At 69.8% G+C, this 12387-nt stretch carries 10 protein-coding genes and 1 pseudogene; 2 read left to right on the top strand and 9 right to left on the bottom strand.

Annotated features, from left to right (window positions below; all coding sequences use genetic code 11):
- Nucleotides 1-145: 145 nt before the first annotated feature.
- The 7 genes from ACIBH1_RS28440 to nhaC all read right to left on the bottom strand — a co-directional run bounded on the left by ACIBH1_RS28440 (nucleotide 146) and on the right by nhaC (nucleotide 6828).
- Nucleotides 146-1228, bottom strand: a complete 1083-nt coding sequence (locus ACIBH1_RS28440) for a serine hydrolase domain-containing protein (protein ID WP_397317005.1) — start codon at nucleotides 1226-1228, stop codon at nucleotides 146-148.
- Between the two features lie 74 nt (nucleotides 1229-1302).
- Nucleotides 1303-1851, bottom strand: a complete 549-nt coding sequence (locus tag ACIBH1_RS28445; RefSeq protein WP_397317114.1) for a TIGR03086 family metal-binding protein — start codon at nucleotides 1849-1851, stop codon at nucleotides 1303-1305.
- A gap of 20 nt (nucleotides 1852-1871) precedes the next feature.
- The gene (locus ACIBH1_RS28450; protein ID WP_397317006.1) at nucleotides 1872-2222 is read right to left on the bottom strand and encodes a DUF488 domain-containing protein; all 351 of its coding nucleotides are present in this window, start codon (nucleotides 2220-2222) and stop codon (nucleotides 1872-1874) included.
- Nucleotides 2223-2242: 20 nt separating this feature from the next.
- Entirely contained in the window at nucleotides 2243-2728 is a 486-nt protein-coding gene (locus ACIBH1_RS28455) for a hypothetical protein (RefSeq protein ID WP_397317007.1), read from the bottom strand.
- 2 nt (nucleotides 2729-2730) lie between these two features.
- Complete coding sequence (locus ACIBH1_RS28460; protein WP_397317008.1) at nucleotides 2731-3981, bottom strand: arginine deiminase; 1251 nt, start codon at nucleotides 3979-3981, stop codon at nucleotides 2731-2733.
- Nucleotides 3982-3998: 17 nt separating this feature from the next.
- Entirely contained in the window at nucleotides 3999-5399 is a 1401-nt protein-coding gene (locus ACIBH1_RS28465) for a basic amino acid/polyamine antiporter (RefSeq protein ID WP_397317009.1), read from the bottom strand.
- Nucleotides 5383-6828 (bottom strand): Na+/H+ antiporter NhaC, encoded by a 1446-nt coding sequence (gene nhaC, locus ACIBH1_RS28470; protein WP_397317010.1) that lies wholly within the window; start codon nucleotides 6826-6828, stop codon nucleotides 5383-5385. Before nhaC ends, ACIBH1_RS28465 begins: the two co-directional genes overlap by 17 nt.
- 208 nt (nucleotides 6829-7036) lie before the next feature.
- Here nhaC and ACIBH1_RS28475 point away from each other — a divergent pair, with 208 nt between their 5' ends.
- Together ACIBH1_RS28475 and ACIBH1_RS28480 are read left to right on the top strand one after the other, a co-directional pair.
- A complete protein-coding gene (locus tag ACIBH1_RS28475; RefSeq protein WP_397317011.1) occupies nucleotides 7037-7708 on the top strand; it encodes a TetR/AcrR family transcriptional regulator in 672 nt (223 codons plus the stop codon).
- Nucleotides 7701-8888: a cytochrome P450 gene (locus tag ACIBH1_RS28480; RefSeq protein WP_397317012.1), complete on the top strand. Its 1188-nt coding sequence runs from the start codon at nucleotides 7701-7703 to the stop codon at nucleotides 8886-8888. Before ACIBH1_RS28475 ends, ACIBH1_RS28480 begins: the two co-directional genes overlap by 8 nt.
- Before the next feature lie 22 nt (nucleotides 8889-8910).
- Here ACIBH1_RS28480 and ACIBH1_RS28485 read toward each other — a convergent pair whose 3' ends face one another.
- A complete protein-coding gene (locus tag ACIBH1_RS28485; protein WP_397317013.1) occupies nucleotides 8911-10731 on the bottom strand; it encodes an ABC transporter ATP-binding protein in 1821 nt (606 codons plus the stop codon).
- Nucleotides 10731-12387: pseudogene (locus tag ACIBH1_RS28490) on the bottom strand (ABC transporter ATP-binding protein); the annotation flags it as partial. The gene ACIBH1_RS28485 and the pseudogene ACIBH1_RS28490, both read right to left, overlap by 1 nt.

Below are 12387 nucleotides of genomic sequence, written 5' to 3' on the forward strand. Positions count from 1 at the left end.
AAGGCGAACCATCCCGCGACGATCAGCAGGTCTTTCCACGACCCCCGGTATCGCCGAAGGGACGCCCCCGTCCACAACACGCGCTCTCCGGGAAACGATGAGTCCCCTGGCATGCCCCCAGTGTGAGCCCGCAGGGAACCGCTGGCTAGACCTCAGGGCACAGCACCGCCTTGGCCGCCTGGTCGACGGCCGCGCCGATCGCGAAATAGTCCTTCACCCGCAGGGTGGCCGACACGGTGAACTGGCGGCGCCCGTCCGCCGTGGAGTAGGTGACCGCCATGAAGCCCGGCGCGTTTCCCGCCGCCGCCCGCACCGGCAGCGCGTCGCCGCACAGCCCGCCACCCACAGGCCCGCCTCCGGGGCCGCCTCCCGGGCCGCCTCCGGGCGCGCCCGGGAGCCTGCCCTGCTGCAGCGCCCGGTGGAAGGCGGCCATGTCGTCGCTCGTCGAGATCACGCCGCCCGCCGCTCCTCCGTAGCTGGCGTTCTGCCGGTCCACGTCCACGAGGGCGCCGTGCTCGTCTGGCAGATAGCCGTGCCCGTGCGGCCCCTCGATGCCCTGGGGCGGCCGGGTCGGCAGGTAGCTGCGCGTCATTCCCAGGGGTTCGAAGACGCGCTGGGCGAAGGCCTCGGGCAGGCTCGTCCCGCCGAACCTCTCGATGATCATGCCGAGCAGCACGTAGTTGGTGTTCGAGTATTCGAACCTCTCGCCGGGCGCGCCGGCGCGGGGCAGGTCGCGGGTGGCCGCCACCAGCTCCTGGGGGCTGTGGTAGGTCGTGAAGTCGAAGTCGTCGAACCGGCCCGACCGCCAGTAGTCGGGGATGCCCGAGGTGTGCCTGAGCAGCTGCCGTACGGTGATCTGCGCCGCCCCCGGCACGAGGTCGCCGATTGGGAGCAGGCCGGCGAGTGTGTCGTCGAGGCCGAACCGGCCTTCCTGGGCGAGCTGGCCGACGATCGCGGCGGTCATCAGCTTGGTCTGCGAGCCGACGCGGTAGCGGGCGCCGGAGGGGATCCTGCCGCCCTTGCCGCCGGCCAGGCGGGAGCCGGCGGACCCGTGATCGGCCCGCTTGCCGTCGACGTAGAGGGCCCCGATGGCTCCGACCACGCCGGTGTCGCGCGCGAGGGTGTTCAGGGCCCGCTGGACGTCACCGGTACGGGCGTGGGCGGGCGGAGCGGCGGCGCCCAGGGTGAGCAGGACGGTCGAGGACAGGGCTGCGGCGAGTCTTCTCATGGTGATCCTCCGTTGCGGCGGGAGAGCCGGTGAGGATCATGGTTGGGGGGCGGGCGCTAGATCCGGATAAGCGGTCAGGGCTGCCTGCCGCCGAAGGCGGCGATCCTGTCGTAGAGCGGGGCGTCGGCGGGGACTTTCACCTCGGGGCCCACGTGGTAGCCGTCCGCCTCGCTGCCGCGGAACTCCGGCTGGATGTTGGCGTGGCTCCACGCCAGTGCCGCCGCACCGACCTCCGGGTCCAGGTCGGTCGGGCGGCCGGCGGCGGTGGCGAGGTCCCAGGCGTGGATGGCCAGCTCGGAGAGCTGCTGCCCCATGGTCCGCTCCGCGGGCACCTCGCCGAAGGGCAGTTTGATCATGCGCTCGCCGACGCCGGGGTCCCGCCAGGCCTGGCGCAGTTCCGCGGCGGAGGCGCGGAACGCGGCCGGCCAGTCGTCGCCCAGGAAGTCCTCGCCGGTCTCCTTGCGCTCCCCGCCGGCGGTGACGACGGCGAAGTAGTGGACCTCGCCCACGATGTGGTTGGCCAGTTGCCGGACGTCCCACGCCCGGCACGGCGTCGGCAGGTGTTCCTGCTCAGGCGTGATGCCGTCGAACAGGCGCTGGATCTGGTCGAGTGCACGCTCCATGATCTCCACGAAGCGCCACTTTACGGTCCCATCAGGTAGTCGCGCAGCACGATCGCCTGGTTGTGCTCGGTGTCCCTGGCGGCGTACAGCAGCGTCACCGGGCCCGCGGCGGCGGCCTCGCGCAGCGGGCGCACGGCGTCCGGGTGCCGGTCGAGCTCTCGCCGGTAGCGGCGGGAGAACTCCTCGAACCGGGCGGGGTCGTGCGCGAACCACGTGCGCAGCTCCGCCGAGGGCGCCACGTCCTTCAGCCAGCCGTCGACGTGCAGCTCCTCCTTGCTCACCCCGCGCGGCCACAGCCGGTCGACGAGGTAGACCGAGCCCTCGGCGGGCCGGTCGTCGTAGACGCGCTGGGTGTGGATGGGTCCCGTCATGCCGTGCTCCTCGCCGAACGTCACGATGGCGACGGGGTGCTGACCGGCACCACCGGGACCCGGACGGTGACCGAGCCCGCCGTCGGGAACCGGAAGGTCACCGGAATCGGTGTGGCGCCCAGCTGCCGGTTGACGCCCTGGAGCTCCAGGAAGCCCCGCCCGTCGCCCTTCTGCAGGGACACCTGCCCCTTGGCGGGCACGACCACACGCATCGGCTGCACCACGGCCCCCGAGGCGTCCCGGTGGACGACCTGCTTGGCCTCGGTGGTGCTCACGGCGTCGAGCACCTGCTCGCGGTCGCTGTCGTTGAAGAGCGTCAGGTACAGCGGCAGGTTGCCGCCCACCTGCTGCTGATCCATCGGCGGCGCCTCGATGGTGAGATGCACGAGCCTGACCGACCCGACCTTGCCGTCGACGTGGTTGCTGCGCCAGTCGTCGGGACCGCGCGTGGAACCGCATCCGGCCAGCGCGAGCGCGCAGGCCGCGGCGATGAGCGCTGCTTTCATGATCACACCCCGTCCCGCTCGAACGGGCAGGTCATGCAGTGTGCTCCACCGCGTCCCTTGCCCAGTTCGAATCCTTCGATCTCGATGACCTCGACCCCGTGCTCGCGCAGCTTGCGGTTGGTGAACTGGTTCTTGTGGTAGCCCACCACCACCCCGGGAGCCAGCGCGAAGAAGTTGTTGCCCGAGTCCCACTGCTCGCGGGCCTGCTGGAAGTCGTCGCCGCCGGTCGGGATGACCTCCAGCCTGCTCAGCCCGAGCGCGTCCTCCAGCGCGCCGACGAAGCTCGCGTCCTGGTGCACCTCCAGCGTCCCCGGCTTGTCGCCCGGCCGCAGCGAGTACGTCGTCGCGGTCTCCAGGAACGGCGGGTAGGCGGTGGCCTTGTCGGCGTCGAGGAAGGTGAAGACCGTGTCGAGGTGCATGTAGGAGCGGCGCTTGGGGACGTTGACCGCGAGCACCCGCTCGGCGGCTCCCGCCGCGAACAACGACAGCGCGATGTGCTCGATCGTGCGGGCGGTGGTGCGCTCGCTGAGCCCGATCGCGACGGCCTTGTTGCCGATCGGCATCATGTCGCCGCCCTCCATCGCGGCGGTGCCGTAGTCCTCCTCGTGGAAACGGTCGTCCTCGCCGGAGTCCGGGTACCAGAAGGCGAACTCCTCGCCGGCGAACATCGGGTGGTGGTGGTAGATCGTCGACTGGTTCATCGTCTCCAGCAGGCGCGCGTGGTAGAACATCGGGTTCAGCGACACGCCGCCGTACAGCCACGCCGAGGGATCGCGCTGGTAGAGCGAGTTGGGCAGCGGCGGCAGGATGAACTCGCCCTGGCCGGAGGCGGCGGCGACCAGGGAGCGCGTGTCCAGGTCCGCCGTGCCGTACTCCTGCTTGGTGAGCCCGCCGATCAGGTGCTCGGCCAGCTTGGCGCCGCTCCAGCCCGCCAGGGTCTCGCGCACGGTGTCGACCATCGCGGGCCCGACCGTCAGGTGGGTGACGGCGCGTTCGATGGCCTCCTGCTTGGCCTCGAAGCTCGCGTCGAGCGCCTCGGCCAGCAGCTGCTGGTGGTAGAAGACCTCGACGCCGCGTTCGCGCATCATCGCCACGAAGGCGTCGTGTTCACGCTGGGCCTGCTCGACCCAGAGGATGTCGTCGAACAGCAGCCGGTCGTTGTTGGTCGGGGTGAGCCGTTTCATGCTCAGCTCCGGCCGGTGCACGATGACCTTGCGCAGTGTGCCGACCTCGGAGTGCACTCCGAATGACATGTCAGCATCCCTTCCAATCAGATGGTGATGAGGCCGGTGGCCAGGCCGATGATCCCGGCGACTGCTCCGGCCAGGACCAGGACGAACAGGGCGAGCTCGGCGGGCGAGAAGATCCGCCCGCCGCGTTCGCGGCGGGTCATGACGAACAGGACCGTGCCGGGCGCGTAGACGATGCACGACAGCAGCAGGAACTCCAGCCCGGCGGCGACGATCAGGAACGCGGTGTAGATGACGGCGAGCACGGCGACGACGAGTTCGCGCCCGCGCCCGCCCGCGATCTTGAGCGCGTATCCGGCGGCCAGCAGGTACGGCACCAGCGACAGGGAGCTGCACAGCTTGAGCGTGAAGGTGAAGGCGTCGTCGGAGAAGAGCGTGACGGCCAGCACGGCGGTGATGAGCGCGCTGGTCAGCACCAGGGCGGCCACCGGGGCCCCGTGGGCGTTCTCCCTGCGCAGGAAGCGCGGCATGTCGTCGTCCTTGGCCGCGACCAGCAGCACCTCGGCCGCCATGAGTGTCCAGGCCAGGTAGGCGCCCAGGACCGAGACGATGAGCCCGATGCCGATGAAGACCGCGCCCCAGGGGCCGACCACCGACTCCAGCACCCCGCCCATGGACGGCTGGCGCAGCTCGGCGAGCTCGGTCTGGGGCAGCACGCCGTACGAAAGGATCGAGACCGACGCGAACAGGGCCAGCACGCTCACGAAGCCCATCACGGTGGCCTTGCCGACGTCCTCGCGCCGGCGCGCGTAGCGCGAGTAGACGCTGGCCCCCTCGACGCCGAGGAAGACGAAGACGGTGACCAGCATGGTCGCCCTGACCTGCTCGGCCAGGCCCTCGCCGTCGCCCCACCAGTTGGCGCTGAACGTGCCGGCCTTGAACGCGACGGCGACGATCACCACGAACAGCAGGATCGGCACCAGTTTGGCGATGGTCACGATCCGGTTGATCGCCGCGGCCTCCTTTACCCCGCGCGTGATCATGTAGTGGAAGGCCCACACGCCGACGACGGAGATGGCGACCGCCAGGATCGTGTTGCCCTCGCCGAAGCCGGGGACGACCGCGCCGATCGTCGACTTGATCAGCACCCAGTACGACACGTTGCCGACGCAGGCGCTGGCCCAGTAGCCGAAGGCGGAGAAGAAGCCCGGGAACTCGCCGAACCCGGCCTTGGCGTAGGCGTAGACGCCCGCGTTCAGATCGGGCTTGCGTACGGCCAGCGTCTGGAAGACGAAGGCCAGCATCAGCATGCCGAACCCGGCGATCGCCCACGCGATCATCGATCCGAAGACCCCGGTGGCCTGCGCGAAGTTGCGCGGCAGGGAGAACACGCCGGCTCCGACCATGCCGCCGACGACCATGGCGGTCAGGGTCGGCAGGGAGAGTTTGCCGGAGGTGGAGGTCTCAGTCCGTGCCGTCATCCAGGACCCCCACACGTTCGATCTTGAAGCCGGTGAAGCCGTACACCACGCTCAGCAGCGGGCTGAAGATGTTGAAGAAGCAGAACGGGAGGTAGGCGAACGTGGGCACGCCCAGCACCGCTCCCATGAACGCGCCGCAGGAGTTCCACGGCACCAGCGGAGAAGTGACGGTCCCCGAGTCGGCGGTCAGCCGCGACAGGTTGGTGGGCGCCAGGCCGCGGCGCGCGAACTCGGCGCGGAAGACCCGGGCAGGGAGCACCAGGGCGATGTACTGGTCGCCCGCGATGATGTTGAGCCCGAACGCCGAGGCGAAGACGGTCAGGAACAGCCTTCCGGTGCCTTTGGCCGCCTTGACCAGCGGGTCGATGAGCCGGTTGATCAGCCCGAACTCCTCCAGCAGCGTGCCGAAGGTGACCGCGCCGATGATCAGCCACAGGGTCAGCAGCATGCTGACCATGCCGCCGCGCGACAGCAGCTGGTCGATGTCCGGGATGCCGGACGACATCTGGAAGCCGGTGGCCATCGCCTGCCAGACGGCCTTGATCGGGTTGTCGGAGAAGGCCTGCGTGACCTGGGGCTGGGTGAAGCAGCCCAGCACCCCGGCGAACAACGCGGCGGCCATCAGCGCCAGCGGCGCCGGGACCTTGCGCACCGACAGGTAGACCAGCAGGACCAGCGGCAGCAGGTTGATCGGGGTGATCCAGTAGATGTCGCCGAGCGCGACCAGCTCGGAGGTCGTCTCGGCCTCCGTCGCCCCCGGCGGTCCGGTCAGGCCGAGCACGAGGAAGGCCACGAATCCGAGCACGAAGGCCGGGATGGAGGTCCACGCCTGCCGTTTGATGTGCTCGTAGACGTCGACCTTGACCAGCTGGGCCGTCAGCACGGTCGTCTCCGACAGCGGCGAGAGCTTGTCGCCGAGGTAGGCGCCGGAGATCACGGCTCCCGCGGTGATCGCGGTCGAGACGTCGAGCATGGTCGCGATGCCGACCAGCCCGACCCCGATGGTGCCCGCCGTGGTCCACGAGCTGCCGATCGACATGGCGATGACGCCGCAGATGAGCGCGCAGGCGGCGTAGTACCAGCTGGCCGACAACACCTGGATGCCGTAGTAGACGAGGGTCGGGATGGTGCCCGACAGGTTCCAGGCGCCGATGAGCGCGCCGACCGACAGGAGGATGAAGATGGCGCTGGTGACGGAGGAGACGGCGCGTTTGCTGCTCTCCTCGACCTCGGCCCAGCTGTGGCCGTTCTTCATCACCACCAGGGCCGCGACCATGACGCACAGGATCAGGGCGACCTGGACCGGCCCGTCGAGCGCGTCGAGCCCGAAGACGGCGAGCGAACCGGCGATGAGCACGACCAGCGTGACCATCGGGATGACGGCGTCCATCACCGATGGGGGGCGTGGAACCCGCTCTTCGCCTGTCATGCGTCCCCCTCCTCGCGCCGCATGCGACGCCTGTGGGGGTGATGGACACCTTCCTATCAGCAAGATCGAAGAATCACCACAAAGCCCGGCTATGGGAATTTTTGCGGAGAAGCGCTGGTAGCGCAGGTTTGGCCGCTTGGGCGCAAGGGGTTGAACCTCATCGGGCCGGGGCGTAGCGTGAACGTATGACTAGATTTCGAATCCGGTCATGAGAGCCGACATCATCCTCGACGCGGCGGGCGAGCTCCTCGTCCGCCACGGTTACCGGCGTGTCACCGTCGAGGACATCGCCAACCGTGCCCGCGTCGGCAAAGGCACCGTCTACCTGCACTGGCGCACCAAGGTCGAACTCTTCGAAGCCCTGATGCTGCGCACCTCCATCGACTTCATCGAAGAACTCGCCGACCTGCTGCGAGCCGACCCCACCCAGGTGCGGCCGCATCGTTTCGCCAGGGCGTCGTTCCTCGCCATCTGCCGCCGGCCCCTGCTCAAGGCGCTGTTCACGACCGACTTCGACCTGCTGGGCAAGCTCGCGCACCACCCGATGCGCAGCCACGACCTGCTGGCCGCCGGTCGCATCCACGACACGGCCACCAGGTACGCCCTGCTGCGCCCCGACGTGCCGCATCTGTCGTATGCGCTCACCGCCGCCCAGACCGGGTTCTACCTGTTCGACGGCGGCGAGAGCGCGGGGGAACAGCTGTCGGATGAGGCCAGGGCCGACGCGCTGGCGTTCACCGTACGGCACGCGTTCGAACCGGCGGACGAGCCGTCCCCCGAGGCTCTCACGGCTGCGGCGGCCGAATTCGCCGCGATCTATCAGGAGCTGATCCCGCCCTATCGCAAGTGGATCTACGAGAGAGGGACGAGCGATGACTGACCTCGCCACCCGCTACAACATCTCTGACCAGCACTTCTGGCTGCACGGGCCGCGATCCGGGCCCGCCGTCGAGTTCGACGCCCAGACCGGCATGTGGAACGTCTACGGCTACCCCGAGGCGCACGACATCCTGGGCGATCCCGAGACGTTCTCCTCCAACACCCTCCGGCTGCTCCCCAAGGGCATGGTGCCCGACAGCGAGGAGTTCTCGATGGAGGGCTTCATCACCCAGATCGACCCGCCGCTGCACGGCAAGCTGCGCAAGCTCGTCAGCAGCGCGTTCACCAGGAAGGTCGTCGCCGACCTGGAGCCGCGCATCGCCGAGCTCACCCGCGAACTTCTCGACGCCGCCAAGGAACGCGGACGCCTGGAGCTGGTCACCGACCTGGCCTACCCGCTGCCCGTCATCGTCATCGCCGAACTGCTCGGCGTGCCCACCGGCGACCGGGACCTGTTCAAGCAGTGGGCCGACGCCCTCTTCCAGCGCGACGCCAAGTTTTCGCTGGCGGAGCCCGCCGAGGGCCAGCAGATGGACGCCGCGATCAAGCCGTGGAAGGAGATGACCGCCTACCTGGCCGCCCACGCCGCCGAGCGGCGCCTGCACCCGCGCGCCGACCTCATCACCCGCCTCGTCGAGGCCGAGGTCGACGGCGAACGCCTCCCGGACGACCAGGTCGTCAACTTCGCGATGACGCTGCTGCTGGCCGGGCACATCACCACGACGATGCTGCTCGGCAACACCGTGCTCTGCCTGGACGCCTTCCCCGGGCAGCAGGCACGCGTCATGGCCGACCGCAGCCTGGTGCCGCACGCCATCGAGGAGTCGCTGCGGCTGTTCACGCCGTTCGCCGCCGTCAGCCGGGCCACCCGCCGCGAGGTCGCGGTGGGGGAGGCGACCATCCCGGCGGACCAGATGATGCTGGTGTGGCTGGCCGCCGCCAACCGCGACCCCCGGCAGTTCGCCGACCCCGAAGAGTTCGACCCCGGACGGGACCCCAACCCGCACATGGCCTTCGGGCGGGGGGTGCACTTCTGCCTGGGGGCGCCGCTGGCGCGGCTGGAGGGGAGGGTGGCGCTGGACATCCTGCTGGACTACTTCGGGCCGTTGCGGGCGGGGGAGGGCGTGGAGATGATCCCGACGCCGACGATGACGGGGGTGCGGCGCCTGGTCCTGGCCTGAGCACGAAAGCGTCTCACGGGGCTCAGGCCGTCACGCTCACGAAGCCGGTGCCCGGACGGTAGTTCGGCGACTGGTGGCGGAAGTAGGTGTTGTACACGTCGCAGTACCTCCCGCCCGCCGCCAGCAACCCCGCGTGGTCGCCCTCCTCCACGATCCGCCCATGGTCGAGCACCAGGATGCGGTCCACGTGCTCGATCGTCGACAGCCGGTGCGCGATCACGATCGAGGTGCGCCCCGCGAGCACCACGTCGAGCCCCTCCTGGATCTGCGCCTCCGTCAGCGGGTCGACGCTGGCCGTCGCCTCGTCGAGCACGACGATGGCGGGGTCCTGCACGAGCAGCCGGGCCAGCGCCACCAGCTGGCGCTGGCCCATGGACAGCGCGCGGCCGTGTTCGCCGACGTCGGTGGCCAGGCCCTGGGGGAGCGCGTCGAGCCAGTCGCCTCCGCCGACGGCGGTGGCGGCGGCCAGGACGTCGGCGTCGGAGGCCGAGGGCCGCGGGTAGCGGATGTTGTCGGCCACGGTGCCGCTGAACAGGAACGGCGACTGCGGCACCACGCCGACCTGGCGCCGGTAGGCCTCCAGGTCGAGGGAGCGGATGTCGCGCCCGTCGACGAGGAGGCTGCCCTCCTGGAACTCGTAGAAGCGGGTGATGAGCTTGCCCAGCGTGGACTTGCCCGCTCCGGTGTGGCCGACGAGGGCCAGGCTCTCGCCGGCGGCGATGTCGAGGGAGAAGCCGCGCAGCACCGGGGTGGTGGGCGTGTAGCCGAAGGTCAGGTCTCGGAACCCGATGCGCCCGCGCAGGTGCTCGACGGTCTCGCCGGAGTGCTGGACGACCCTCGGCGGCGCGTCGATGAGGGCGAACACCCGCTCGGCTGCGCCGAGGCCCTGCTGGAACTGCGACCAGAACGCGGCGATCGAGGTGAGCGGGAACCAGAACAGCGAGACGCCCTGCAGGAACAGGAACCAGTCTCCGGCGGAGATGCCCCCGCCGAGCACGGAGGTGCCGCCGAGCTGGACGAGGCCGACGGTGGCCAGGCCGGCGACGATGAACAGCACGGGGAAGATGGAGGAGAAGACGAAGCCCTGCCGGAGCGTCACCTGGTAGCTCTGCAGGTTGATGGGACGGAACTCCTCGTAGACCTGCTGTTCCTGGCGGAAGTTCTTGGCGACGGCGATGCCGCCCATGGTCTCCTGCAGGTTGGCGTTGACGCGGCTGAGCGAGCGCTGGGCGCGCCGGGTGACCTTGCGGGCGATGCGGCGGAAGCCCAGGGCCAGGGCGACGACGACGGGGACGATGAGCAGCGTCAGCAGCGCCAGCTCGACGCTGCGGACGAACAGCATGCCGGTGACGAAGACGACCATGAGGATCTGGCTGATCAGGTCCATCGTCAGCGTGGAGATGGTGGCGAAGTCGTCGGTGTCGGAGGTGACCCGGCTGACGATCTTGCCGGACGGGTTCTCGTCGTAGAACGACATGTCACGGGCCAGCACGGCGTCGAAGGCGTCCTGACGCAGCTGGAGCACCACGTCGCCGGTGACCTTGGCGGTCTGCCAGTGCCGGACGAACGAGCACAGCCAGCTCAGCGCCCCCGCGGCGAGCAGGGCGAGGGTGAGCGGGACGGCGACCTCGCCGATCGTGCCGTCGGCGACCGCGTCGACGGCCATGCTGGAGACCACCGGCAGCGCGGCCTGGCCCACCGAGACGAGCACGATCATGGTGGCGACCACCGTCATGGCGCCGGCCTTGGGACGGAAGTAGCGGCCGATGCGGCGCAGCAGCGCGCCGTCGCCGTAGGTGCGGTCGTAGTCGTCGGCGTCGAGGCCGTCCATGATGAAACCCATCAGCGTGCTCCCGTCTGCTCGGGCGTCATGACCTCGTCGTAGTGGGCGAAGATGCGCTGGTAGAGGCGGTTGCGGCCGAGCAGCTCGTCGTGGGTGCCGAAGTCGGCCAGCTCGCCGCGCCGCAGCAGCAGCACCTTGTCGGCCCACCTGATCTGCGACAGCCGATGGGTGATCAGCAAGGTCGTGCGCCCTTCGAGGATGCGGGTGATGGCCTGCTGGATGAGGTCTTCGGTGGCCGAGTCGACGGCGCTGGTGGAGTCGTCGAGCACGAGGATGGCCGGGTCGGTGAGCAGGGCCCGCGCGATGGCCAGGCGCTGGCGCTGGCCGCCCGAGAGCGTGACGCCCCGCTCGCCGATCACCGTGTCGTAGCCCTCGCCGAGCTCGGCGATGAACTCGTCGGCCCGCGCGTCGCGGGCGGCGCGCTCGATCTCGGCGCGCTCGGCCCGCTGGCCGAGGCTGAAGGCGATGTTCTCGGCGACCGAGCGGGAGAACAGCACGATGTCCTGCTCGATGGTGGAGATCTGGGAGCGCAGGGAGTCGAGGTCCCAGTCGCGCACGTCGACGCCGTCGACGAGGATGCGGCCCGCGCTCACGTCGTAGATGCGGGGGATCAGCTTGGCCAGGGTGCTCTTGCCCGAGCCGGTCTCGCCGACGATGGCGACGGTCTCGCCCGGCGCGATGGTGAAGTCGACTCCGCGCAGCGCGTGGCCACCGGCACTGGTGCCGCCTGCGTCGTCGGTGTCGTAGGCGAAGGTGACGTTCTCGAAGACGATCTCGCCGCGGATCGTGGCGGCGTGCGGATCGGGTCGCTGGGCGAGCTCCTCCTCCGACGTCATGATCGACAGGATGCGGCGGGCCGACACGATGCCGATCTGGACCAGCGAGAAGGTGAAGGTCGACATCTGGGCGGGGAAGCCGAGCATGCCCATCCAGCTCATGAAGGTGACCAGGCCGCCGATGCTCAGCTCGCCCGCCGCGTGCAGGGCCAGGCCGTGCCAGAGCCCTCCGGCCATGGCGAAGGCGAACAGCAGGGTCGGCAGGTAGCGCGCCTGGACCAGCCCGTTGCGCGCGAAGGAGTCGCGGTAGGCGCGCGCCAGGCGGCGGAAACGCACCCGCTCCTGCCCCTCCTGCGCGGTGACCTTGATGACCTCGATGCCCCTGACCGCCTCGTTGAGGGCGGCGTTGAGGTCGCCGAAGTCTTCGCGCATGCGGGTCGCCACCGGGTTGAGCATGCGCATGTAGTGCCACAGCGCCAGCACGAAGGTGAGCGCGAACAGGCCGGGCACCAGCAGCAGGCGCGGGTCGAGGAAGGCGATGCACACGATCGGCACCAGGCCGGCCAGCCCGGAGTCGACGATGAGGTCGACACCCGGGCTGATCATGATGTTGAGCTGCCTGATGTCGTTGGCGGCCCTGGCCATCAGGTCGCCGACGCGCTGCCGGTTGTGGAAGGTCTGGCTCTTGCCGAGCAGGCTGACGTAGAGCTCCTCGCGGGTGTCGCGTTCGAGCCGTTTGGCCAGGGTCTCGCTGCCGAGCCGCCCGGCCATGTCGAACGCGCCCCTGGCCAGGACCACGCCGAGCAGGACGAGGGAGATCCAGCCCAGCGTGCCCGCCGCGTCGCCGCCCCCGCCGAGGACGGCGTCGAAGGCCTCGCCG

The sequence above is a fragment of the Nonomuraea sp. NPDC050663 genome (assembly GCF_044456985.1).
In the GTDB taxonomy this organism is placed as follows: Bacteria; Actinomycetota; Actinomycetes; order Streptosporangiales; family Streptosporangiaceae; genus Nonomuraea.

Bases quoted from the DNA above. Each gene is read 5' to 3' on its own strand.
- ACIBH1_RS28440 (WP_397317005.1), bottom strand. From the start codon at position 1,228: ATGAGAAGACTCGCCGCAGCCCTGTCCTCGACCGTCCTGCTCACCCTG.
- ACIBH1_RS28445 (WP_397317114.1), bottom strand. From the start codon at position 1,851: ATGGAGCGTGCACTCGACCAGATCCAGCGCCTGTTCGACGGCATCACG.
- ACIBH1_RS28450 (WP_397317006.1), bottom strand. From the start codon at position 2,222: ATGACGGGACCCATCCACACCCAGCGCGTCTACGACGACCGGCCCGCC.
- ACIBH1_RS28455 (WP_397317007.1), bottom strand. From the start codon at position 2,728: ATGAAAGCAGCGCTCATCGCCGCGGCCTGCGCGCTCGCGCTGGCCGGA.
- ACIBH1_RS28460 (WP_397317008.1), bottom strand. From the start codon at position 3,981: ATGTCATTCGGAGTGCACTCCGAGGTCGGCACACTGCGCAAGGTCATC.
- ACIBH1_RS28465 (WP_397317009.1), bottom strand. From the start codon at position 5,399: ATGACGGCACGGACTGAGACCTCCACCTCCGGCAAACTCTCCCTGCCG.
- nhaC (WP_397317010.1), bottom strand. From the start codon at position 6,828: ATGACAGGCGAAGAGCGGGTTCCACGCCCCCCATCGGTGATGGACGCC.
- ACIBH1_RS28475 (WP_397317011.1), top strand. From the start codon at position 7,037: ATGAGAGCCGACATCATCCTCGACGCGGCGGGCGAGCTCCTCGTCCGC.
- ACIBH1_RS28480 (WP_397317012.1), top strand. From the start codon at position 7,701: ATGACTGACCTCGCCACCCGCTACAACATCTCTGACCAGCACTTCTGG.
- ACIBH1_RS28485 (WP_397317013.1), bottom strand. From the start codon at position 10,731: ATGGGTTTCATCATGGACGGCCTCGACGCCGACGACTACGACCGCACC.